The sequence below is a fragment of the Micromonospora sp. WMMD723 genome (assembly GCF_049863385.1).
GTDB lineage: Bacteria > Actinomycetota > Actinomycetes > Mycobacteriales > Micromonosporaceae > Micromonospora > Micromonospora wenchangensis.
Genome location: NZ_JBMKNR010000001.1, coordinates 5,285,980 through 5,308,244, shown reverse-complemented (window position 1 = coordinate 5,308,244; position 22,265 = coordinate 5,285,980). Strand labels below are relative to the sequence as shown.

At 73.5% G+C, this 22,265-nt stretch carries 21 protein-coding genes; 9 read left to right on the top strand and 12 right to left on the bottom strand.

Going from position 1 to position 22,265, the window contains the following annotated elements; translation table 11 throughout:
• Positions 1-10 precede the first annotated feature (10 nt).
• Together ACN261_RS23010 and ACN261_RS23005 are read right to left on the bottom strand one after the other, a co-directional pair.
• Positions 11-1,774: a thiamine pyrophosphate-binding protein gene (locus tag ACN261_RS23010; protein ID WP_425852082.1), complete on the bottom strand. Its 1,764-nt coding sequence runs from the start codon at positions 1,772-1,774 to the stop codon at positions 11-13.
• The gene (locus tag ACN261_RS23005) at positions 1,767-2,885 is read right to left on the bottom strand and encodes a Vms1/Ankzf1 family peptidyl-tRNA hydrolase (RefSeq protein WP_421481732.1); all 1,119 of its coding nucleotides are present in this window, start codon (positions 2,883-2,885) and stop codon (positions 1,767-1,769) included. Before ACN261_RS23005 ends, ACN261_RS23010 begins: the two co-directional genes overlap by 8 nt.
• 145 nt (positions 2,886-3,030) lie before the next feature.
• Between ACN261_RS23005 and ACN261_RS23000 the strand changes: the two genes are divergently transcribed.
• Positions 3,031-3,573, top strand: a complete 543-nt coding sequence (locus tag ACN261_RS23000; RefSeq protein WP_421411507.1) for a hypothetical protein — start codon at positions 3,031-3,033, stop codon at positions 3,571-3,573.
• Positions 3,574-3,652: 79 nt separating this feature from the next.
• Here ACN261_RS23000 and ACN261_RS22995 read toward each other — a convergent pair whose 3' ends face one another.
• Positions 3,653-3,988, bottom strand: a complete 336-nt coding sequence (locus ACN261_RS22995; protein ID WP_421481730.1) for a DUF3817 domain-containing protein — start codon at positions 3,986-3,988, stop codon at positions 3,653-3,655.
• A 163-nt stretch (positions 3,989-4,151) separates the two neighbouring features.
• Between ACN261_RS22995 and ACN261_RS22990 the strand changes: the two genes are divergently transcribed.
• The 4 genes from ACN261_RS22990 to ACN261_RS22975 are packed head-to-tail and all read left to right on the top strand — an operon-like array spanning position 4,152 to position 6,526.
• Positions 4,152-5,633, top strand: coding sequence for a glutamate--cysteine ligase (locus tag ACN261_RS22990; RefSeq protein WP_421481729.1), 1,482 nt, complete (start codon positions 4,152-4,154; stop codon positions 5,631-5,633).
• A 31-nt stretch (positions 5,634-5,664) separates the two neighbouring features.
• Positions 5,665-6,144 carry a DUF2975 domain-containing protein gene (locus ACN261_RS22985; protein ID WP_421481728.1) on the top strand — a complete coding sequence of 160 codons (480 nt, stop codon included), beginning with the start codon at positions 5,665-5,667 and terminating at the stop codon, positions 6,142-6,144.
• Positions 6,144-6,365, top strand: a complete 222-nt coding sequence (locus ACN261_RS22980) for a helix-turn-helix domain-containing protein (protein WP_363654372.1) — start codon at positions 6,144-6,146, stop codon at positions 6,363-6,365. The genes ACN261_RS22985 and ACN261_RS22980 overlap by 1 nt, the downstream gene beginning before the upstream one ends.
• Positions 6,362-6,526, top strand: coding sequence for a hypothetical protein (locus tag ACN261_RS22975; protein ID WP_425852078.1), 165 nt, complete (start codon positions 6,362-6,364; stop codon positions 6,524-6,526). The genes ACN261_RS22980 and ACN261_RS22975 overlap by 4 nt, the downstream gene beginning before the upstream one ends.
• 42 nt (positions 6,527-6,568) lie before the next feature.
• Here the strand turns inward: ACN261_RS22975 and ACN261_RS22970 are convergent, their stop codons facing one another.
• On the bottom strand, positions 6,569-7,123 hold the full coding sequence (locus ACN261_RS22970; protein WP_421481726.1) for a TetR/AcrR family transcriptional regulator: 555 nt from the start codon (positions 7,121-7,123) through the stop codon (positions 6,569-6,571).
• A gap of 65 nt (positions 7,124-7,188) precedes the next feature.
• Between ACN261_RS22970 and ACN261_RS22965 the strand changes: the two genes are divergently transcribed.
• Entirely contained in the window at positions 7,189-7,680 is a 492-nt protein-coding gene (locus ACN261_RS22965) for an FBP domain-containing protein (RefSeq protein WP_421481725.1), read from the top strand.
• Positions 7,681-7,748: 68 nt separating this feature from the next.
• Here ACN261_RS22965 and ACN261_RS22960 read toward each other — a convergent pair whose 3' ends face one another.
• From ACN261_RS22960 to ACN261_RS22945, 4 genes are all read right to left on the bottom strand, one after another.
• Positions 7,749-9,296, bottom strand: coding sequence for a pentapeptide repeat-containing protein (locus ACN261_RS22960; RefSeq protein ID WP_425852076.1), 1,548 nt, complete (start codon positions 9,294-9,296; stop codon positions 7,749-7,751).
• Positions 9,297-9,435: 139 nt separating this feature from the next.
• Positions 9,436-10,062 carry a response regulator gene (locus ACN261_RS22955; RefSeq protein ID WP_421481723.1) on the bottom strand — a complete coding sequence of 209 codons (627 nt, stop codon included), beginning with the start codon at positions 10,060-10,062 and terminating at the stop codon, positions 9,436-9,438.
• Entirely contained in the window at positions 10,059-11,327 is a 1,269-nt protein-coding gene (locus ACN261_RS22950; protein ID WP_421481722.1) for a sensor histidine kinase, read from the bottom strand. Before ACN261_RS22950 ends, ACN261_RS22955 begins: the two co-directional genes overlap by 4 nt.
• 54 nt (positions 11,328-11,381) lie before the next feature.
• Positions 11,382-12,311 (bottom strand): hypothetical protein, encoded by a 930-nt coding sequence (locus ACN261_RS22945; protein ID WP_421481720.1) that lies wholly within the window; start codon positions 12,309-12,311, stop codon positions 11,382-11,384.
• Between the two features lie 371 nt (positions 12,312-12,682).
• Between ACN261_RS22945 and ACN261_RS22940 the strand changes: the two genes are divergently transcribed.
• Positions 12,683-14,335, top strand: coding sequence for a cellulose-binding domain-containing protein (locus ACN261_RS22940; protein WP_421481719.1), 1,653 nt, complete (start codon positions 12,683-12,685; stop codon positions 14,333-14,335).
• A gap of 66 nt (positions 14,336-14,401) precedes the next feature.
• Here the strand turns inward: ACN261_RS22940 and ACN261_RS22935 are convergent, their stop codons facing one another.
• On the bottom strand, positions 14,402-15,586 hold the full coding sequence (locus ACN261_RS22935; protein ID WP_425852073.1) for a helix-turn-helix domain-containing protein: 1,185 nt from the start codon (positions 15,584-15,586) through the stop codon (positions 14,402-14,404).
• A complete protein-coding gene (locus ACN261_RS22930) occupies positions 15,576-15,743 on the bottom strand; it encodes a hypothetical protein (RefSeq protein ID WP_421481716.1) in 168 nt (55 codons plus the stop codon). Before ACN261_RS22930 ends, ACN261_RS22935 begins: the two co-directional genes overlap by 11 nt.
• Before the next feature lie 213 nt (positions 15,744-15,956).
• Between ACN261_RS22930 and ACN261_RS22925 the strand changes: the two genes are divergently transcribed.
• Both ACN261_RS22925 and ACN261_RS22920 read left to right on the top strand, forming a co-directional pair.
• A complete protein-coding gene (locus ACN261_RS22925; protein ID WP_425852071.1) occupies positions 15,957-17,318 on the top strand; it encodes a hypothetical protein in 1,362 nt (453 codons plus the stop codon).
• A 44-nt stretch (positions 17,319-17,362) separates the two neighbouring features.
• Entirely contained in the window at positions 17,363-17,845 is a 483-nt protein-coding gene (locus tag ACN261_RS22920; protein ID WP_421481713.1) for an NUDIX domain-containing protein, read from the top strand.
• Between the two features lie 347 nt (positions 17,846-18,192).
• Here the strand turns inward: ACN261_RS22920 and treZ are convergent, their stop codons facing one another.
• Together treZ and treY are read right to left on the bottom strand one after the other, a co-directional pair.
• Complete coding sequence (treZ, locus tag ACN261_RS22915; RefSeq protein ID WP_425852069.1) at positions 18,193-19,926, bottom strand: malto-oligosyltrehalose trehalohydrolase; 1,734 nt, start codon at positions 19,924-19,926, stop codon at positions 18,193-18,195.
• Positions 19,923-22,265 (bottom strand): malto-oligosyltrehalose synthase, encoded by a 2,343-nt coding sequence (treY, locus tag ACN261_RS22910; RefSeq protein ID WP_425852067.1) that lies wholly within the window; start codon positions 22,263-22,265, stop codon positions 19,923-19,925. The genes treZ and treY overlap by 4 nt, the downstream gene beginning before the upstream one ends.

Here is a 22,265-nt window from a genome sequence, read left to right as displayed (position 1 = left end):
GGCTGGGGCGCTAAACGAGGTCCTCGGCCTCGACGATCTGCCGCTCGGTTGCCATCATCCGGTCCCGGATGCGTCGGGTGGCGTCCCCGTCGGCGAAGAGACTCCGCAGGTCGGCCAGGGCCGGCTCCGGCGCGGTCGGGAACACCGCCGGGTCCACCACCGCCTCCAGCACGCACGGCCGGTCGGCGGCCAGCGCCTCGTCCCAGGCGGCGCCGACCAGCTCCGGCCGGTCCACCCGGACGCCGTGCAGGCCGAGCAGCCGGGCCCAGCCGGCGTACGGCACGTCGGCGTGCCGGCCGGCCACGCCCGGCGTCCAGCGGCCGTCGCCGAGCCCGGAGTGGTCCCGGTTGTTGAGCACCAGCACCACCAGCCGGGGATCGGCCCAGTCCTGCCAGCGGTGGGCCACGGTGATCAGCTCGGCGAGCCCGTTGAGCTGCATCGCGGCGTCACCGAGCAGGGCGAGCACCGGCACGTCCGGGCGGGCGAGCTTCGCGGCGAGCGCGTACGGCAGGGCGCAGCCGAGTGAGCCGAGGGCGCCGCAGAGCTGCGCGTCGACCCCGGGCGGCAGTTGCAGGTGGCGGGCGTACCAGGAGAGCACCGAACCGACGTCGACGGCGACCGACCCGGCGTGCGGCAACCGGGCGGACAGTTCCCGCAGGACCAGTTGCGGGTTGACCGGTTCGGCCGGTACGGCGGCGTGCGCGGCGGCCTCCGTGCGCCACCTGTCGACGGCGCCCTCGACGGTGGCCCGCCACTGCCGGTCGGGGCGGTCGGCGACCTGGCCCAGCAGCGCGCGCAGGGTCTCGGTGGCGTCACCGACCAGCGGCACGTCCACCGGGTACCGGGTGCCGATGCGTCGCCCGTCGATGTCGATCTGGATGGTGCGGGCCTGGCCGGGCATCGGGAGGTAGTCGGTCCACGGGTCGTTCGTGCCCACCAGCAGCAGGGTGTCCGCGCCGCCCATGAGCTGCGCGGCGGCCGTGGAGCCGACCTCGCCGAGCACCCCGGTGTGGAACGGCAGCCGCTCGTCGAGCACCGGCTTGCCCAGCAGCGAGGCGGCCACCCCGGCGCCCAGCCGGTCGGCCAGCGCGACGATCTGCTCCGCCGCGCCCCGGCCGCCCTGCCCGACCAGGATCGCCACCCGGTGCCCGACGGTGAGCAGTGCCGCGGCGGCGTCCAGGTCCGCCTGGTGCGGCAGCACCCGGGCCAGCGGTTCGCCGGGCGTCGCGGTGAGCACCCCGGCCGCGTGCGGTTGCAGCTGCGGCACGACGGCCTCCTGCAACGCCCGGGGCAGCACCACACAGGTCGGGCTACGGGTCGCCGCGGCCGTCCGGAACGCCTGGTCGAGCAGGGCCGGCAGCTGTTCCGGGGTATGCCCGTAGCGGACGAACTGGTGGCACACGTCGCCGAAGAGCCGGGTCAGTCCGATCTCCTCGTGCACCTCGCCGAGCGGCCCGCTGACGTCCTCGCCGACGATCGCCACCACCGGTCTGCTGTCCAGCTTCGCGTCGTACAGGCCGTTGAGCAGGTGCACCGCGCTGGGGCCCTGGGTGGCCAGGCAGACCCCGATGCCGCCGGTGAACTTGGCGTGCCCGGTCGCCATGAAGGCGGCGCTCTCCTCGTGCCGGGCGGGGACGAACTCCGGGTCCCCGCCCGCCGCGTCCAGCGCCTCGACCACGGGGGCGATCGCCTCCCCGGGGCAGCCGAAGGCGCGGGGCACCCGCCAGGCCCGTAGCCGGTCCACCACCAGATGCGCGACCGTGCGGTCAGCCACGGTCGCGTCCCGGGGTGGCCGGGTCGACGTAGCGCAGCACCGCACCGACGCCGTCGGCCAGGTCGGGAGCCTCGTCGGGACCGAGGACGGTCAGGTCGGCGTCGGTGCCGACCAGCGCCCGGACCAGTGCCGCGTCGGCCCGGACCCGTTGCGGGTCGGCCACGGCGGCGAGTCGGTCGGGCGCGGTGGCGATGTCGGTGGCCCGGGGTCCGATCCACAGCTCGCCGACGGCCGACGGGTCGTCGACCAGCAGCATGGTGTCGACCTGGTTGCGTTGCAGGGCGGCCACCACGGCGTCCAGCCCGGCGCCCACGTCCTCCTGGGTGCCGAACCGGTCGAGCGTGGCGGTGACGTGCTGGTCGGCGACCTCGGCGATGGTCTGCACGGTGACGTCGTCCATCGCCGCCGGGTCGGCGCCGCCGGCCCGGGAGCCGGCGTCGGTGCGGACCACCACGTCCTGCCAGCGGGCCGGCAGCTGGGCGGCGATCATCCCGGTGGCCCGGACGTCCCCGGCGACCACGACCACGTCCGCGCCGACCCGGTCGGCCAGTTCGGCGGTGGCCGCGGCGGCGTCCCCGGCGTTGTGGTGCCAGGCCTCCATCGCGGCCCGCTGGTAGCGGGACTGGGACCAGCCGCCGGGTTGCACCCGGCGCAGCGGGTAGCTCTGCCGGCCGGTGACGTGGGCCCGTCGGGGCACCCCGCCGGCGCTGACCGCGACCGCGTCCGCGCCGGTGCGGTCGGCGAGCACCCGGACCCAGGCGACCTGTTCCCCGCGTTGGGCGAGCAACGGCATGACGTGCGGCAGCGGGGCGTACGCGGCCAGGTCACGCAGGGGCGGCGCGGCGAGGTACTCGGCGAGCACCACCCGGCCCTGGTTGGCGAACGCGGCAAGTCCGTAGTCGCCCGGCAGCGGGTCGTGGCCGCGCACGACGCGGTCCAGCGCCGCGATGGTCGGCTCGTCCGCGCCGTCGGCGGCGAGTTGCCCGGCCAGGGCCCGCCAGCGCAGGTCCAGCGCCGGGCGCGCGTCCTGGGTGTCCCGGGAGGCGTCCAGGTAGACCGAGCACCACGGCCCGGGACGGTCGTAGAGCTGGTGCAGGAAGGACAGCTGCATGCTCGACCCCTTTCCGGCTCGGCCGCCCGCTTACCCGCGCCGCCGGGGATGTCACCTCGGCCGGGCCGGGTGACGTGACCGCCGGTTCATTCATGTCATTCGACCCGGAAGACGGATACCATCAGTGAACGGAACGGGACTCTCGGTGGTGAACATGGACAGCGATCTCCGCAATCGGGTGATACGCCCCACGCAGCGGATATTCACCGGGCGGGTGGTCCGGTTCATGGACGGCTACACCCGCGAGGTCAGGATCGGCCAGCCGGTGCTGGTGGCGGTGCTGACCGCGGCGAGCGTGGCGGGACTGCTGGTGCTGCTGGTGCGCGCGGCGCTCTCGCAGGCCGGCGGCGGCACCCGGCGCACGTGGAAGGACCTGAAGAAGGGGCCGGAGTTCCTGGTCACCCCGGTCCGGCTGCGCGACGACAACGGCCAGCTCTACGAGGTGGAGCTGCACGGGCACCTGGCGCAGAGCGCCGTGCACCCGTCCGACTGGGTGCAGCTCACCCTGCGCCCGCAGGACGTCGACCTGCCGCCACGCATCGAACGGATCGTCAACCTGACCACCGCGCAGGTGCTCACCCCGCGTACCGCCACGGTGTGGAGCCACCTCGGCCCGCCGCTGCTGATCCAGGCGGTGCTGGGCGCGGTGCTGGTGCTGCTGGTCGCCGCCGCCGTGGTGCTCACCTGACGCCACCCGACCGGCTCCCGCCCGATCCGACGGTCCGGGGCCGGACCGGCGGCGGGCGGCCGTGGGCCATCCGGGGCGGTCAGCCGACCGGGGTCAGCGGACGCTGCGGCGCGGTGCTGCGCAGCAGGCCCCGGCGGGCCGCCCAACGTTCGAAGAGCAGGGTGGCGAACGGCGGCACCGCGCAGACCAGGGCCACGAAGGTGACCCCGGGCGACCACCGGTGCAGCCGGGCCACGGCGAGCACCAGCAGGCCGTACGCGACGAAGAGCGCGCCGTGGACCGGCCCGAAGACCTGCACGCCGATCTCGTTGCCCGGCGGGCCGTACTTGACCGCCATGCCGACCAGCAGGGCCAGCCAGGAGCAGGCCTCGGCGATCGCCGCCGCCACGAACAGCCGGGTCGTCTTCTCGCGCATCGCGCCATGCTATCCAGCCGCCGTCGCCCTCCGGCCCGTGACGGGTGGCGGGCGACGGGGATCACCCGGGTCGCCGGTGGGTACGTAAGGGGTCCTTCGGGTCTTCCCGGTCCGCCGGGGACGTGCGAGGTTTGTCGGGACCAACGGTGACAGGGCGGTGGCCATGGGCGAGGAAGTCGGAGCGCGCACGTTCAGTCGGGAGGACCGGGCCCGCTACCGGGAGAAGGTCCGCCGGTGTCTGGACGTCTTCGCCGAGATGCTGCGTGAGTCCCGGTTCGACGTGGAGCGGCCGATGACCGGTCTGGAGATCGAGCTGAACCTGGTCGACGACGACTCCCGGCCGACGATGCGCAACGCCGACGTGCTCGCCGCCGTCGCCGATCCCAGTTTCCAGACCGAGCTGGGCCAGTTCAACGTGGAGATCAACGTCGCGCCCCGGCGGCTCGTCGGCACCGGCACGGCCGAGTTCGAGTCCCACGTACGGGCCAGTCTGAACGCCGCGGAGGAGAAGGCCCGCACGGTCGACGCCCACATGGTGATGATCGGGATCCTGCCCACCCTGGAGCCGGGGCACCTGACCGCCGGGGCGCTGTCGGCGAACCCGCGCTACGCGCTGCTCAACGAGCAGATCTTCGCCGCCCGGGGCGAGGACCTGCGGATCGCGATCAGCGGGGTGGAGCGGCTGGCGACCACCGCCGACACCATCACCCCGGAGGCGGCCTGCACCAGCACCCAGTTCCACCTCCAGGTCAGCCCGGCCGACTTCGCCGGCTACTGGAACGCCGCCCAGGCGATCGCCGGGGTCCAGGTGGCGTTGGGCGCGAACTCGCCGTTGTTCTTCGGCCGGGAGCTGTGGCGCGAGACCCGGGTGCCGCTGTTCCAGCAGGCCACCGACACCCGCTCCGAGGAGATCAAGGCCCAGGGGGTACGCCCACGGGTCTGGTTCGGGGAACGGTGGATCACCAGCGTGTTCGACCTGTTCGAGGAGAACGTGCGCTACTTCCCGGCGCTGCTGCCGGTGTGCGACCCGGAGGACCCGGCGCAGACGCTCGCCGCCGGTGGCGTGCCCCGGCTGGCCGAGCTGCGGTTGCACAACGGCACCATCTACCGCTGGAACCGCCCGGTGTACGACGTGTGGAAGGGCCGCCCGCACCTGCGGGTGGAGAACCGGGTGCTGCCGGCCGGGCCGACGGTGGTGGACACGATCGCCAACGGCGCGTTCTATTTCGGGCTGGTCCGGGCGCTGGCCGAGTCCGACCGGCCACTGTGGTCGCAGATGTCGTTCAGCGCGGCGGAGGAGAACTTCACCAGCGGCGCCCGGCACGGCATCGACGCGCAGATGTACTGGCCGGGGCTGGGCTACCTGCCGGCGACGGAGCTGGTGCTGCGCCGGTTGCTGCCGTTGGCCCACCAGGGGTTGGACCGGTGGGGGGTGGACCCGGCCGAACGTGACCGGCTGCTGGGCATCATCGAGCAGCGCTGCCTGACCGGGCGCAACGGCGCGAGCTGGCAGGTGGCGACGTTGCACCGGCTGGAGTCGGCCGACCATCTCGACCGGCCGGAGGCGTTGCGCGAGGTGGTCCGCCAGTACGTCGAGCTGATGCACAGCAACCTACCGGTCCACGAGTGGCCGGTAACCGATTGACTTTCGATAGGTTGCGAGCGATAGTCGATACATGACGACGGCACGCTGGGCGGTCACCGCCCTCAGAGTCTTTCTCGTGGTCCTGTTCGCGGTGCTGGTGCTGTTCCAGACCATGTCGCTGCCCGGCCAGTTCGCCCACCTCGCCCGGGAGTCGCCCGAGCAGGCCTACCTGCGCTGGCCGGCCACCGCCGTGACGGTGTTCTGGGTGCTCTGCGTCCAGGTGGTGATCGTCGCCACCTGGCGGCTGCTCACCCTGGTCCGCGACGACCGGATCTTCAGCGAACCCGCGCTGGTCTGGGTGGACGCCATCGTCTGGGCGATCGCCGCCGGCTGGCTGACCCTGGTGGGCGTGTTCCTCTACGTCGGGTTCCACGCCGACGACCCCGGCCTGCCGATGCTGCTGTTCCTGCTGTCCGTCGGGGCGACCGTGCTCGGACTGCTGATGGTGGTGATGCGGGCGCTGCTGCGCCAGGCCACCACGCTGCGCTCCGACATGGAAGCGGTGATCTGATGCCCATCGTCGTACGCATCGACGTCGAGCTGGCCAAACGCAAGATGAGTGTCGGTGAGTTCGCCGAGCGGGTCGGGCTGACCCCGGCGAACGTGGCCGTACTGAAGAACGGCCGGGCCAAGGCGGTGCGGTTCAGCACCCTGGAGGCGATCTGCCGGGTGCTCGAGTGCCAGCCGGGCGACCTGCTCGAATTCGTCGACGACGGGGAGCCGACGCCGTGAGGTACCTGCTCGCCCTCGCCGCCGCCGCGCTCCTGGCCGCCGGGGTGGCCGGCGTCGTGCTCGGCGAGTCCGACGACTCCCCCGGGCTCCATTTCCTGGGCGGACTGCTGGTCATCGGCGCGGTCGCCATCGGCGTCCGGGTCGCCCGCCGCCCACGCTGACGCCACCACGCCCGACCCGGGCGGGCGTGGTGGCGACGGCGGTCAGGGCGTCGGCCAGTGGCGCAGCAGGGCGTCGAGGGCGTCGAGGACCCGGGGCCAGGTCTGCCCGGTGTCGGGGGCGCTGTGGTCGAAGCTGCCGCCCAGTTCGAGGTTGACGTAGCCGTTGAAGACGCTGCCGAGCAGCCGGACCGCGTGGGTCTGGTCGGGTTCGGGCAGGTCGTAGCCGCGCAGGATGGCCCGGGTCAGCTCGGCGTGCCGGCCTCCGGCGCTGGCGGCGGCGGTGGCCGGGTCGAGCCTGAGCTGGGCGGCGGCCCACCGGCCCGGGTGCGCGCGGGCGTAGTCGCGGTAGACGCCGCCGAGGGCGGCCAGCGCGTCCCGGCCGGCCCGCCCGGCGAGCGCGTCGGCGGCCCGGACGGCCAGCTCGTCGAGGGCGAGCAGGGCGATCCGGGTGCGCAGGTCCCCGGAGTTGCGCACGTGCGCGTAGAGGCTCGCGACCTGCACGTCGAAGCGGCGGGCGAGCGCGGAGAGGGTCACCCGGTCGAAGCCGACCTCGTCGGCCAGCTCCGCGCCGGCCCGGGTGAGACGCTCGGTGGTCAAGCCCGCACGTGCCATAACTCATTATGGGTTTGCCTAAAGGTTTTAGGCAAATTACCGTTGCCGTCATGGAACCACTGACCGAGCAGGAGATCCGGTCCGCGTTCGTCAACTGCACCAAGGGCGAGAGCAGGCGGCTGTACGTCCCCCGCGACCTGGCCGAGCGCCCCTGGCCCGAGCTGGACTACCTCGGCTGGCGCGACCCCCGCGCCCCCGACCGCGCCTACCTGGTCACCGAGGTGGACGGCCGGCGGACCGCCCTGGTGCTGCGCTGCCCCACCCCGACCACCAGGCAGCCACCGCGCGGCCTGTGCGCCATCTGCCTGACCTCACCCGCCGGTGGCGTCAGCCTCATGGTCGCGCCGAGGGCCGGCAAAGCGGGACAGCAGGGCAACTCGGTCGGCACCTACCTCTGCACCGACCTCGCCTGCCCGCTCTACGTACGCGGACGCAAGGACCCCGGCCCCGGTGCCCGGATGCAGGAGTCGCTCACCACGGCCGAGAAGGTCCAGCGGCTGACGACGAACGTCGCCGCGTTCGTCGCCCGGGTGACCGGCTGACCCGACCGTCCGGGGCGGCGGGACCGCGCGGCACCGTCTCCGGTGCGCACCGGGCCGCGCGGCGACGCTCACCCCGGGGGTGACACCGCCCCGTCGAGCACCATCCCGGCCCGCCCCGCCAGCTCGCCGAGGACCTCGCGCGCACCGCGCCGACCGTCGAGGCGCGCCCCGGCGAAGCTGACCGGACCGTGGAACGACGCCCGCCCGTCGCCGCCGCCGAGCCGGAAGACCGCCCCGGTGAAGACGCTCCCCGCGAACCCGGTGTCGCCGTGGAACTGGACGCCGGTGAAATCGGCGTGGCCGACGTGGCAACCGCCGAGGTCGAGGTCGACCAGGGTGGCCCCGCAGAGCATGAGGTCCATCCCCGGCCAGTGCGGCGGCCCGCCCGGGGCGTCCGTCGACGGACGCAGCCGCGCCGCGAGCAGCCGCTGGGCGGTGCGCCGCAGCTCCAGCTCGGCGGCCTGCCCGTCGGTGCGGACGTCGGCCAGGTCGAACGACAGCGGCATCCGCAGGTAGCCGCAGACCGTGTCCACCACCCGCTGCCGCAGCTCCGGCCGGGCGTCGCCGAGGTCGGCGAGGACCGCCAGCCCGGCCCGGCGCACGTCCGGGTCGGCGTCGGCGAGCTCGCCCGCGTACGGCCGGACGGAGTCGTCGGGCACCAGCTGCGCCCCGTCCGGCCCGGCCGGTGCCGGCGTCCAGCCCAGCGGCCAGCACACCGGGCCGTCGTCGGCAGTGGCGGCCCAGGTCGCGCCGCCGAGGTCCACGGTGGGCTGGTCGAGGTGGACCGGACCGGCGAACCGGGCCAGCCGGAACGACGCGGCGGCGGCGAACCGCGCCTTGAAGAACCAGGCCGGACCGGCGAACCGGGCCTGCCGGAACGACACCGGCCCGACGAACCGGGCACCGTCGCCGCCCTCGCTCCACTCCTGGTAGTCGCCCATCAACACGGCGACCGGCCAGTGCGGGTCGTCCTCGTTCGGCTCGTCCCAGGGGGCGGGCGAGGTCTCCTCGATGGTCTCCCAGGCCGGGTCGTCCTCCCACAGCTCGTCCTCGCCCCGGCCGAACCAGGCGAACGCGGCGAACCGGGCCCCGGTGAAGTCGGCGTCGGCACGGAACCGGGCCCGACCGAAGGTGGCATCGTCGAGGAACCGGGCCCGGGTGAACCGGGCCGGACCGTGCCAGACGGTACGGGCGAAGTCGGCGACACCGGTGAACCGGACGTCGACGAACGAGGTGGCCCCGAGGAACCTGGCGTCGGCGAACCGGGCCGCGCCCAGCACCGCGCCTGCGAGGTCGAGATCCACCAGGGTGGCCGCCCGCAGGTCCAGATCGACGGCGGGCGGTGGTTCCGGGTCGACGTCCGGGTCCGTCGACCCGGCCGGGGCCTGCGCCGCCGGGCGCAGCAGCGTGGCCAGCACCCGGCCCGCCTCCCGCCGGGCGTCGGCGTCCCACCCGTCGGCCGCCACCGGCGCCCGCAGCCCGTCGGCGAGCGCCGCGACCGCCCGGGGCCGCAGCCCGGGACGCCCGGCCACCAGCTCACCGAGGCCACGCAGGGCGGCGATCCGGCCCGCGCCCGTCTCCTGCGCCACCGCGCGGACGGCTCCCTGAAACGCCACCGGGTCCGACTCCCCGACCGTCACCCCGACCTCCCCACCCGAGCCCGCCGGGGACGCCCCGGCGTCGCGCAGGATAGCCGGGCCGACCGACACCGGCCCCGGGCGGGCGGCGCGGTCGACCATCACGGGTGTGCGCCGGTCAGCCGCCCCGGGCGAACAGCGCCAGGCGCACCCGGTTCGGGCTGTCCGTCTTGGTCATCAGGCTGGTGATGTGGGTCTTGACCGTGGTCACGCCGATGTGCAACCGGTCGGCGATCTCGGTGTTCGACAGCCCCTCGGCCACCAGGGTGAGCACGTCCTGTTCGCGGGCGGTCAGCCCGGCCACCGGCCGGGACGGCTCGGCGCGGGCGTGCACCGCCCGTCGGACCAGCCGCTGCAGCACCTCCTCGCTGAACGGGCTGCCCCCGGCGGCGGCCCGGCGCACCCCGTCGACCAGGTCGCCGGGCGGGGCGTCCTTGAGCAGGAACCCGCAGGCCCCGGCGGTGAGCGCGGGATAGAGGTGCTCGTCGTCGCCGAAGGTGGTCAACACCAGCACCCGCGTCGCCGGCCGGTCGGCGAGGATGCGGCCGGTCGCGGTGATCCCGTCGACGCCGGGCATCCGCAGGTCCATCACCACCACGTCGGGGACGAGCCGGGCGGCCAGGGTCACCGCGTCGCGGCCGTTGTCGGCCTCGCCGACCACCTCGATGTCCGGCTGCGCGTCACACAGCATGCGCAGGCCCGCGCGGATGAGGTGCTGGTCGTCGACCAGCAGCACCCGGATCACGACCGCCGCGCCGGGTACGGGCCGCCCGAACCGGGCGGCGGGGTGGTCGTCCCGCGCGGGGGTGGGCCGGCGGCCGGGGACGGGCCGGCGTCGGTCGACGCCACGGCGGGCAGCACCGTGCGGACCCGCCACCCGGTGCCGAAGGGGCCGGCGTCCAGCCGCCCGCCGAGCACCTCGACCCGTTCCCGCATGCCGGTGAGACCGTGTCCCCCACCGGGCGGCACCGCCGTCGGCGCCCAGCCCCGCCCGTCGTCGGCCACCTCCCAGTGCACGGCGTCGTCGACCACCGACACGGTCAGCCGCGCCCGCGCGGACGTTCCGGCGTGCTTCACCACGTTGGTCAGCGCCTCCTGGGTCAACCGCAGCACCGCCAGTCCGCGTACCGCGTCGAGGGTGCCCACCGCCGGGGCGACGTCCGCCTCCACCGTCACCCCGGTCTGCCGGGCCCGGTCGACCGCCGCCCCGAGCGCGGCCGGCAGCGCCGACGGCTCGATCGCGGTCAACGTCGCGTCGCCGTGCGCCACCTCGGGATCCCGCAGCACCGCGACCAGCCCACGCAGGTCCGCCAGCGCCGCCGTCCCGGTGGCGTGCACGTCGTCGAAGACGGCACCCACCCGGGGGTCGAGGTCGGTGAGGACGTGCCGGGCCACGCCGACGCGCAGCACCATCGAGGCCACGTGGTGGGCCACCACGTCGTGCAGCTCCCGGGCGATGGCGCTGCGTTCGTCGGCGCGCGCCGCCCGCTGCTCCGACTCGCGGTGCAGGTGCTCGGCCCGGTCCCGTTCGTCGGCCTGCCGGCCGAGTTCCCGGTTGGTCCGCACCACGGTGCCGATCAGCAGCGGCAGGCCGACGTCCACCAGCAGCCCGAACACCGTGCCGGCGACCCCCCGGCCGGTGTGCCCGGACGGGTCGAACGCCGCGACCACGGTCAATCCCACGGCCGCCCACCAGCCGGTACGGGGACGTCGGGACCGCATGGTCAGTTCGAGCAGCGCCCAACTCGCCCCGACCTGGTTGATCGTGGTGTCGTCGAGGACGACGATCGCCGTGGCCAGGAGCGCCGTCTGCGCCGTCAGGTTGAGCAGCGGCCGGCGGTGGGCCAGCAGCGCGACGGCGAAGGCGGCCACCGCGAGCGCCCACTGCCGGCCCGTCGGCGGCTGACCGGTCTTGCTGCCGAAGAGGAGGTAGCACAGGCCGCTGAGGTCGAGCAGGACCATCCGTACCAGGGTGTCCCGCGTGTCGAACAGCCGTCCCAGCCAGGCCACGCCGACCAGCCTACGGAACGGGGGCCGGCGCCGGGCCCGCCGGGTGGGTGGTGGTCACGCGGCCAGCGCCAGTTCCGGGCGACGCCGGGACGCCACCACCGCCGCCACGGCGAGCGCGGTCGCGGCCAGCAGGGCGGCCAGCGCGGCCAGCGTGGTCAGGTCCGGCCGCAGCAGCGGCTGCCCGCGCAGCGCCTGCCAGGTCAACAGCAGCGTGAGTACGCCGTACCCGGTGCCCGCGACGGCCAGCAGCCGGACCCGGTCCCGCTCGTCGAGCCACCGGCCCAGGTAGCGGCGCAGCAGGAAGGCCAGGATCGGCAGCGCCTGCAGGGCGTGCAGCCCGACGAAGTGCCCGATCCGCAGGTCACCCCCGGTGGTGCTCCAGCCGAGGATCGGCAGCCCCGGCCCGCCGTCGGGCACCCCGACGCTGTGTGCCCCGCTGATCCCGGCGTCGGCCGGTGCCTGGCCGGGCTGGGTCATCGGCACCGCCACCAGCATGCCCAGCGCGGACACGCCGAGTCCGAACCCCATCGCCCACCGGGTGGCCCGGTCCCCGGCCCGCCGCACCAGCAGGGTGACGGCGACGACGACGTGCGCGACGAACAGCACCATGACGGCCGCGCCCATCACCTGCCAGAGCGCGGCGTTGAACGGGCTGGTCTCGTTGTAGTGGCTGGTCGTGCCGCGCAGCACCTGTCCGACGATCACCACCATCTCGATCAGGGCGGTGGCCACCACCGCGCCGGCCGCCCACTCCGCGGCCCGGCTGCGGCGGGGCAGTTGGGCCAGCATCCAGGCGAGGGTGGCCGCGTAGAGCACGAACGACACCGAGAACTTGAACGGCTTGAGCCAGATCGGCGCGCCGGTGAGCATCCGTGGATCGGCGAGCGTGCCGACGGCGGTGACCACGGCGAGCACCGCCATCGCGGCGGTGAGCAGAACCAGGGGGCGGTGCCGTCGGGCCGCCCGGGACATCAGGTCAGTCATGCCTGTAGACGTTCGTCGGCGGGTGGCCCGACCGCGTCCGACCGGGGGCCCCGGTCGTGGCCGCCGGTCGGAGGCCGCCTCCTCCCCAGGGTGGAGGTGGACCGCCGCCCGATTGACGGCATCGAGAACGGTCAGTACCGTGGCAAGAAAGCGCTTACCTGCTCGTACTGACTGGTCAGCGCGTCGGGAACGGCCCCGGTCGTCCCGCCGGCACCACCTCGCGTCCGACGATCCGGGCTGATCCGGCGCGAGCGATCCCTGACGGGACGGGCCTGTAGGGCGGGCCCGCCCGCCCCGCCCCCGTCCCCGCCGGGCACCGGTGTCGCCGATCCTGCGCGCGGGCCCCCTCACCACATCCACAGGAGAGAACCATGATCCTTCGCCAGCGCCGTACGGCGTGGTGGATCTCCGCGGTCGCCGCGACGGCGCTCACCACCGCCGGCGCGGTGGTCACCGCGAACGCGGCCCAGGCCGCCGCCGGCTGCCGGGTCGACTACACGGTGGCCAGCCAGTGGTCCGGCGGCTTCACCGCGAGCGTCACCCTCACCAACCTCGGTGACCCGATCAGCTCCTGGGCGGCCACCTGGTCGTTCACCGCCGGGCAACGCGTCGACCAGGGCTGGAACGCCACGTTCAGCCAGAGCGGCGACACCGTCAGCGCGGCGAACGCCGACTACAACGGCACCGTCGGCACCAACGGCACGGTCACGTTCGGCTTCAACGGCACCTGGACCGGCAGCAACCCGACCCCGACGGGTTTCGCGGTCAACGGGGTGGCCTGCGGCGGCACCACCCCCACCACCGCACCCCCGACGACGCCGCCGCCCACCACGCCGCCCCCGACCACCGCACCCCCGACCACCCCGCCGCCCACCACGCCCCCGCCGACCACCCCGCCCCCCACGACCCCACCGCCACCCACCACGCCCCCGCCGAGCGGCAGCACCCTGTACGTGGCGACCAACGGCAGCGCCGGCGCGGCCGGCACCCAGGCGAACCCGACCACCCTCGCCGCCGCCATCATCCGCGTCCCCGCCGGTGGGACGATCTACGTGCGGGCCGGGACCTACCAGCTCGCGCAGACCGTCACCGTCGAACCGGGCAACAACGGCACCGCCAGCGCCCGCAAGAAGCTGTTCGCCTATCCGGGCGAGAAGCCGGTGCTGAACTTCTCGGCTATGAGCGAGGACCCGGCCAACCGGGGGCTCGCCCTCAACGGGTCGTACTGGCACGTCCAGGGCCTGATCGTGGAGCGGGCGGGCGACAACGGGATCTTCGTCGGCGGCAGCAACAACATCATCGAACGGACGGTGACCCGGTTCAACCGGGACAGCGGCCTCCAGCTCTCCCGGATCGCCTCCAGCACACCCCGCGACCAGTGGCCGTCGAACAACCTGGTGCTCAGCGCCGAGTCGCACGACAACGCCGACTCCGACGGTGAGGACGCCGACGGCTTCGCCGCGAAACTCACCGTCGGCACCGGCAACATCTTCCGGTACGCGGTGTCCCACAACAACATCGACGACGGCTGGGACCTCTACACCAAGACCGACACCGGCCCGATCGGCCCGGTGACCATCGAGGACTCCCTGGCCTACAACAACGGGACGCTCAGCAACGGCACCCAGAACGGCAACGGTGACCGCAACGGCTACAAGCTCGGCGGCGAGGACATCGGGGTCAACCACATCGTGCGGCGCAACATCGCCTTCCGCAACGGCAAGCACGGCTTCACCTACAACCGCAACCTCGGCTCGATGACCGTCTCGAACAACCTCGGCATCGACAACACCGAGCGCAACTTCTCGTTCGACGGCGGCAGCTCGGTGTTCCGGAACAACACCTCGTGCCGCAGCGGCAGCGGGTCCAACGACAAGATCGTCGGCAACAGCGACAGCTCCAACCAGTTCTGGACCGGCAGCAACGGCTCGCGCTGCGCGTCGTACACCGGGGCCATCGGGTGGTCCTTCGCCTCCGACGGACGGCTCGTGGTGACCCTCGGCGGCCGGCAGGTCACCCTGTAACCGCCGGTTCCCGCAGGGTGGCCCGGCCGGTCGGACCGGCCGGGCCACCTCCGCAGGCAGCCCCGGTCACCGGGTGGTGAGGCCGACCAGCGTGGCCAGTCGCGCGACGCCGGCCGCCGTCGGCCGCCCCCGGGCCAGCTCGGCGATCACCGTACGGGCCATCGGCCGGCACCGCACCTCGCCCGGCGCGATGCCGTCTGCCTCGGTCAGCACCCGACCGGCCCCGAACAGGTCGCCGACCTGGAGGTACGCCCGCGCGGCATCGACCAGGTAGGCAGCGCGGTATTCGGCCGGCAGGAGCCGCCAACCCTCCCGACGGACCATCTGCTCGTGCCGGTGGACCGCCTCGCCGGCATCGCCCACCTCGATCGCCGCCACCACCCGGGCCAACTCGACGGCGACCGGCCCGAAATCACCGTGGTGCAGGTCGCCGCCGGCCCCGACCCGGGTGGCGATACCGGCAGCCAGGTCGATCAACTCGTCGGCCCGACGGGGGTCACCGTGCTCGGCGGCGGCCAGGGCGGCCTGGAGCAGCAACGTTCCGCAGAGGGCCTGCCGCCCGGGCGGGGCGTCGCGTACCGGCCTCGGGGCGACGCGGCGCGCGGCGGCCACCGTCACCGCGAGCGCCAACCGCCCACGGCCCAGCGCGCGCAGCGCCTGCCCCACCGCCACCGCCGCCGTTCCCGCCAGTGCCGGATCGGCACCGGCCACGGCCACCGCCCGGTCGGCGGCCAACCACCCGAGGTCGGCCGCACCGAGCTTCACCAGCACCGCCGAGGTGAGCCGGTACGTCCGCACCAGCAGTTCCGCCGCCCCCTCGGGCGCTGTCGCGTGCCGGCTGCGGGCGGCGTCGAGCAACCCCGGCAGCGCCCGCACCACCTGCGCGTAGTGTGCGTGCTGGTAGGTCATCCAGGCGTGTGCGACGTGCCGCTCCAGTTCTGCCGCCGACACCGCCCCCGCCGTGAGGTCGTAGCGGGCGAGGGCGGCGCGCAGCCCGTCCACCCCGTCCAGTTCGTCGGTCCGGCCCGACGACGGCAGCCGGGTGCCGAGCAGCAGCGCCGGATCGACCCGCAGCACCTCGGCGATCTCCTGGATCACCGAGTACCGGTCCAGTGTGCGGACCCCGCGTTCGACCTTGTCCACCCAACTCTTCGACTTGCCGAGCCGGTCGGCCAAGACCTGCTGGCTCATCCGACGGCGCACCCGCCAGCGCGCCACCCGCCGCCCGACCGGAAGGTCGTCACCGTTCACGCCGCCACCGCCGATCCGGCACGGCGCGGGTCGTGTCCGCCACGGGTATCCGCTCCGCCTCGGCCTGCGCGAGAATGCGCCGCTTGGCAGCCTCGTGCTCAGCAGCCTCGATCTGCTCTCCCCGACTCACGACCGGATCGCTCCCCTGCTCCCGCATGCCCACCTCCGTCGATAGCGCCGGCTTCTCTGATGGGCTTCAGCGAAGTCGATCGCTGGTCGACGGACCAGATGACGAGTCTTGTGCGCGATTGCGCTGCCCGTACCTCGGGTTGTGCGGGCTTGCGTGGCTCCCTGCCGCGGCAACTCCCCCTCTAAGCTCGTAGCTTTAGGTAGCCAGTTGATCCCCGGGAGTAAATGAATGGTGCGGTCGGTGACCAATAAGGCCCTGGACACGCTGCTGTCCGCTGCTGGCTACGGCGGCGCTCATGCAGCATTCGCCCGGCAGGTCAACCATGCGGGCCGAGCTCAGGGCAGTTGGCGTTACGACGCGGCCAGCGTCTACTGGTGGCTTCGTGGACGTCGGCCGGCTGAGCATGTGCAGTTGGCCATGGCAGAGACGATCGCGCGGAGACTCGGCCGCCCCGTCAACATCACGGAACTCGGGTTCGTCGGCACCGACCTTGGGGACGCAACCTACCCTCCGACTATCCGCGATGCCATCGAGGCTGCCGGAGGGTTGTGGACGTTGCTCGCCCAACGGATCAGCTCACCGACCGAAAACCAATTCCACAGCGGAGCAGCCCTACAGGCCGCGCTCGCCTGGCGATACGACCTTCCCGACACCAGGGTGACCCGCCAAGGGGAGCCGTCGCTCACGGTTGCTGACATTCAACCGCTGCACCTCCTCGCTGAGCATTTCGCCGACCTCGACCGACGCCACGGTGGAGGCTCCCCATACACCCGCGCGCTCATGGCCGATCTCCTCGCCCGACAGGTACTTCCTATGCTGAACGGGGCGTACGCGGATACTGTCGGACGCGACCTCATGCGTGCCAGTGCAACGCTCTGCGGTCAACTCGCCTTCATGTCCTACGACGCGGGTGAACACGGCGTCGCCCAACACCACGTCACCATCGCCCTACGGCTTGCCAGAGCCGCAGGTGACCGCCTTTACGGCGCGCATCTCCTCGCAAACCTCGCCACTCAGGCCATCTACCTCGGGCACACCCGAGACGCCACCCGACTCGCCGAGGCAGCCCTCGACGGGGCGGGACGCGCCCCCGCAGCAATCCGCGCCAGGCTTTACGCCACAGCCGCCAGCGCGTACGGCCGCTCTGGGGATAGGAGGGCCTGTCGAACAGCGCTGGTAAAGGCAGAGCAGGCTGTCGATCGAATGTGTAAGGAGGATCGGCCCCACTGGGTCAGTTACTTCAGCCCGGCCCACCTCGCTGGCACTGCCCTGAAGTGTCTCAGTGATCTACGTCTGCACCGGCAGGCGCTGCGGCACGCGTCCGACGCGATCACCCTCGCCAGCCCGAATGCCCGAACGCGCGTCTTACACAGCGCCCTGATCGCACTGGCCCATGCTCAGGCCGGAGACATCGACGCTGCCTGCAACTGGGGCCGGGAGACAGCACGACACGCGCCGCAGGTCTGCTCCGCCCGGGTGACGCAGCGCGTCCAGGAACTAACCGCCGCGTTAAGCCCTCACCGAGCGGCAGCCGACGTCCACGACCTACTCCGCACACTCGCACCAACGCCGCAGTCGCACCCGCACTCGGGCCCCCGCTGAGGTAAAGCAAGCTCACCTCGACGCCTCCGGCTAACGTCACACAGGTGACGTGGACGGAGCCCAGCACCTGGTACGCGAAACTCCCCGCTTTCCATGCCGCCACGGCTGCCTTTATCACCGACGCGGTGGGCGACGTCCTCCTGGTCAAGCCCACCTACCGCGATCACTGGGCCTTCCCGGGTGGCTACGTGGAACAGGATGAGTATCCGCACCAGGCATGCGCCCGCGAAGCCCGAGAGGAACTCGGCATCACGGTGGAGGTGGGAGAGCTGTTGGTCGTAGATTGGGCATCGCCCGCCGGGCAACGGCCGCGTGCCCTCGTCCACTTCACCTTCGACGGCGGGACCATCACCCGGCACCGCGGTTTCACCCTGCCGGAGCAGGAGATCGAGAGTGCCGGCTTCTTCGCACCTGATGACGCCACACAACGCCTACCCGACAACGTCGCTCCACGGGTGAGAGCCGCTATTCGCGCGCGCACTCGTCGCATCCCGATCTATCTGGCCGACGGCGTAACCGCCTCGTAGGCGTACTGCCCGCCCAGAGTTTCTGGAGGCTCCTGAGCGGCCCGCCTATGCGGCGGTGCCCCGGGTGCCTGCGCGCGGACGGATACGAGGTCGGGCCCGGGGAGTACATGTTTGCACTCGGGCTTATGACACACAGGCATAAACATGACGGACAGGAATATCCCTCACCCACACTACCGTCCGCCGCACCAGTGACCCAGCGTGACGGTCGGTCGCGGGACAGGCACCGTCCCGCTCCCCGCCGAAGCGGCCGCGGCAGCGACCCATCGCGAGGCCGGCTCAGGCACCGGACGCCAGGCCGAACACCACGCGCGCCCCACTCGGGACCGGGCCGCACGCCGGCGCGGTCAGAGCGCCACGATCGCCGCCGTCTCCGCCGGCAACTCCACCCGGTCGCGCATCACGGTGACGCCCTCCCCGGTGGTGAGCAGCACCCGACGGGCCACCCCGGGCAGGGTGACCCGCTGCGGCCGGCCGGCGAGGTTCGCCACCACCAGGCACCCGCCCCGGCGGATCACCAGGAACTGGTCGCCGTGGCGTACCTCCATCCGGTGCAGCCGGGGGTCGGACAGGTCGGCCCGGCTCTTGCGCAGCGCGATCAGCCGCCGGTAGAACTCGTACATCTCGCGGTGTTCGGGCTTGTCCAGCTCGGCCCAGTCGAGCCGGGACCGGAGGAAGGTCTGCGGGTCCTGCGGGTCGGGCACGTCACCGGGCGGCCAGCCGTGCGCGGCGAACTCGCGCCGCCGGCCGGTGGCGACCGCCGCCGCCAGCTCCGGCTCCGGGTGGCTGGTGAAGAACTGCCACGGGGTGCTGGCCGCCCACTCCTCCCCCATGAACAGCATCGGGGTGAACGGCGCGGTCAGCAGCAGCATCGCCCCGACCCGCAGCAGCGCGGGCGACAACCCGGCGGAGATCCGGTCGCCGGTGGCGCGGTTGCCGACCTGGTCGTGGTTCTGCAGGTACGCCACGAACCGGTGCCCGGGGACGGTGTGCCGGTCCACCGGGCGGCCGTGGGTGCGGTTGCGGAAGCTGGACCAGGTGCCGGCGTGGAAGAACGCCCCGGTCAGCACGTCGGTCAGGCACTCCAGCGAACCGAAGTCGCCGTAGTAGCCCTGCCGTTCCCCGGTGAGCAGGGTGTGCAGGGCGTGGTGGGCGTCGTCGTTCCACTGCGCGTGCAGGCCGTAGCCGCCCGCCTCCCGGGCGGTGATCAGCCGGGGGTCGTTGAGGTCGGACTCGGCGATCAGCGACAACGGCCGGCCCAGGTGGGTGGCAAGCGACTCCACCTCGACCGCCAGCTGCTCCAGCACGTGGGTGGCCCGGGAGTCGGGCATCGCGTGCACGGCGTCGAGCCGCAGGCCGTCGACGTGGTAGTCGCGCAGCCACATCAGCACCGAGTCGATGATGTAGCGGCGTACCCCGTCGGAGTGCGGGCCGTCAAGGTTGACCGTGCGGCCCCACGGGTTGCTCTGCTCGCTCAGATAGGGCGCGAAGCTCGGCGCGTAGGCCCCGGAGGGCCCGAAATGGTTGTAGACGACGTCGAGGATCACCCCCAGGCCCTTGGCGTGGGCGGCGTCGACCAGCCGTTTCAGCCCGTCCGGCCCGCCGTAGGGTTCGTGCGGGGCGAACCAGCAGACCCCGTCGTAGCCCCAGTTGTGCTCGCCGTTGAAGGCGTTGACCGGAAGCAGCTCGATCAGGTCGACACCGAGGTCGACCAGGTGGTCGAGGCGGGCGATCGCCGCGTCGAAGGTGCCCTCCGGGGTGAACGTGCCGACGTGCAGCTCGTAGAGGATGCTGCCGGGCAGTTGCCGGCCCGTCCAGCCCTGGTCGGTCCAGGTGAAGGCGGCGTGGTCGTAGCGCCGGCTCGGCCCGTGCACCCCGGCGGGCTGCCACGCCGAGCGCGGGTCGGGCAGCGGGGTGTCCTCGTCGTCGAGCAGGAACGCGTAGTCGGTGCCGGGGCCGGCGTCGGGCACCTCGACCCGCCACCACCCGTCCGGCCCGGCCCGCATGTCGTGGTCGGCGACGCCGGGCAGGCGCAGCCGGAGCCGGGCGACGTCGGGCGCCCAGACGGTGAACTCGGTCATGCGGCAGCCTCCACGGGGTCGGTGGGAGCCAGCAGGGCGGTGGGCGCGAGCAGAGCCACCGGATAGGTCTTCAGCAGATCATGAAGGAGCAGCTCAGACCCACTGTAGACCTGTCCGGTGAACACGTCGGTAACACTGTTGCCGGGCAACGACAGGCGGGTGTCGCGCCAGCCGCCGGCGCGGGCCAGCCCCACCGGCAGCCGGGTGGCCACCGCGATCGCACCACCCCGGTCGAAGGCGACCACGTGCGCGGCGGCGGGCCCGTGCGCGGCCACCGGCCGGTAACCGGCGAACAGCTCCGGGTGGTCGCGGCGCAGCCGCAGCGTGCGGGAGACCACCAGCAGCTTGGCCGCGCCGTCGGCGGCCACCGCCGGCTGCCAACCGGCATCGATCCGGGCCAGCAGCTCCCGGCGTACGGCGAAGTCGACCGGGCGGCGGTTGTCCGGGTCGACCAGGGAGTTCTCCCACAACTCGGTGCCCTGGTAGGTGTCAGGCACCCCGGGCATGGCGAGCTGCACCAGCTTCTGCCCGAGCGCGTTGGACCAGCCGGCCGGGGTGATCCCGTCGACGAACCCGGTGATCTCGGCGTGCAACTGCGGGTCGTCGTACATCCGGTCGACCAGGGCGTGCAGGTCGCGTTCGAAAGTCGGGTCGGGGTCGGCCCAGCTCGTCGACACCGACGCCTCCCGGGCCGCCTTCTCCACGTACGCGTGCAGCCGCTCCCGGTCGATCGGCCAGGCGCCCACGGCGGTCTGCCACACCAGGTGGGCGAACGCCGGGTCGGACAGCGGCGCACGGGCCGTCCAGTCGCCGACCTGCTCCGCCCACCTGGCCGGCAGCTCGGCGAGCACGGCGAGCCGGGCCCGGACGTCCTCACCGCGCTTGGTGTCGTGGGTCGACAGCGTGGTCATGCTGGCCGGCCACCGGACCTGCCGGGCGGCGGCGAACCGGTGGAACTCCGCCGGCGGCACCCCGAAGTGGGCCGGTGAGCCACCGACCTCGTTCAGCGCGACGAACCGGCTCCACCGGTAGTAGGCGGTGTCCTCCACCCCCTTGGCCATCACCGCGCCGGTGAGCTGCGGGAACCGGGCGGCCAGCTCGTGCTCGGGACGCCGCAGCAGGGCGGTCACCGCGTCGAGGGTGGCGGTGAGGTCGGGCCGGCGACGACCCGCCTCGGCGCGGGCGGCGGCCAGGTGCCGGGCCCCGTGCGGCGGGTAACCCCGGTAGACCGGGAAGCAGGCGGCCAACTCCGCCAGGGCCGCCCGGGTGGCGTCCCGGTCGAGCTCGGGGGCGAGGGCGGCGAGCCGGCCCAGCTCGGCGGCGAGCAGCCGGGTGGCCGCTTCCAGCTTGGTGGCGTGGGTGAGGTCCTGCCACGAGGTGTGCCGGCCGGTGAGCCGGGCGTCGAGGGCGGTGAAGTCGCCCTCGGCGCGCCCGTCGACGAACAGCCCGCAGACCGCGGCCAGCGCGTCGTAGCCGGTGGTGCCGTCGACCGGCCAGTCCGGCAGCTCCTCGCCGTACTCCAGGATCTTCTCCACCACCAGCCAGGCGTGCGGGGCGGCGGCGCGCAACCGGGCCAGGTAGCCGGCCGGGTCGCGCAGGCCGTCGGGGTGGTCGACCCGGATGCCGTCGACCTCGCCGGCGGCCACCCAGCGCAGCACCTCGGCGTGGGTGGCGTCGAAGACCGCCGGGTCCTCCACCCGCAGCCCGGCCAGGTCGGACACGGCGAAGAACCGGCGGTACGTCAGCTCGGTGTCGCCACGCCGCCAGGAGACCAGCTCGTAGTGCTGCCGGTCGTGCACCTCGCGGGGGCTGCCGTCGGCGGTGCCGTCGGCGACCGGGAACCGGTGCTCGTGGTAGCGCAGCTCCCCGTCGACCAGCTTGAGGTCGTCGACGGCGTCGGGGCTGTCGGCGAGCACCGGCAGCAGCAGCCGGCCCCGCTCCCAGTCGATGTCGAACCAGTCGGCGTACGCCGACGCCCGGCCCCGGCGCAACACGTCCCACCAGGCCGGGTTGGCCGCCGGTTGGGCGACCCCGGCGTGGTTGGGCACGATGTCGACGACGAGGCCGAGCCCGGCCGCCCGCAACGCCCGGACCAGCCGCTGCCGGCCGGCCTCCCCGCCCAGTTCGGGGTTGGCCGCGCGGTGGTCGACCACGTCGTAGCCGTGCGCGGAGCCGGGGGCGGCGGTGAGCAGCGGCGCGGTGTAGAGGTGGGTGACGCCCAGCTCGGCGAGCCAGTCGGCCAGCGCGGCGGTGGTGTCGAGGTCGAAGCCGGGTCGGACCTGGACGCGGTAGGTCGACCCGACCGTCGCCGTCGAGTCGGGTCGGGGCTGTGCAGGCAT

Coding starts and splice junctions, on each gene's coding strand:
- ACN261_RS22985 (WP_421481728.1), top strand. CDS start 5,665: ATGACGACGGCACGCTGGGCGGTCACCGCCCTCAGAGTCTTTCTCGTG.
- ACN261_RS22995 (WP_421481730.1), bottom strand. CDS start 3,988: ATGCGCGAGAAGACGACCCGGCTGTTCGTGGCGGCGGCGATCGCCGAG.
- ACN261_RS22990 (WP_421481729.1), top strand. CDS start 4,152: ATGGGCGAGGAAGTCGGAGCGCGCACGTTCAGTCGGGAGGACCGGGCC.
- treZ (WP_425852069.1), bottom strand. CDS start 19,926: ATGACCGAGTTCACCGTCTGGGCGCCCGACGTCGCCCGGCTCCGGCTG.
- ACN261_RS22940 (WP_421481719.1), top strand. CDS start 12,683: ATGATCCTTCGCCAGCGCCGTACGGCGTGGTGGATCTCCGCGGTCGCC.
- ACN261_RS22930 (WP_421481716.1), bottom strand. CDS start 15,743: ATGCGGGAGCAGGGGAGCGATCCGGTCGTGAGTCGGGGAGAGCAGATC.
- ACN261_RS22980 (WP_363654372.1), top strand. CDS start 6,144: ATGCCCATCGTCGTACGCATCGACGTCGAGCTGGCCAAACGCAAGATG.
- ACN261_RS23005 (WP_421481732.1), bottom strand. CDS start 2,885: ATGCAGCTGTCCTTCCTGCACCAGCTCTACGACCGTCCCGGGCCGTGG.
- treY (WP_425852067.1), bottom strand. CDS start 22,265: ATGCCTGCACAGCCCCGACCCGACTCGACGGCGACGGTCGGGTCGACC.
- ACN261_RS22965 (WP_421481725.1), top strand. CDS start 7,189: ATGGAACCACTGACCGAGCAGGAGATCCGGTCCGCGTTCGTCAACTGC.
- ACN261_RS22945 (WP_421481720.1), bottom strand. CDS start 12,311: ATGACTGACCTGATGTCCCGGGCGGCCCGACGGCACCGCCCCCTGGTT.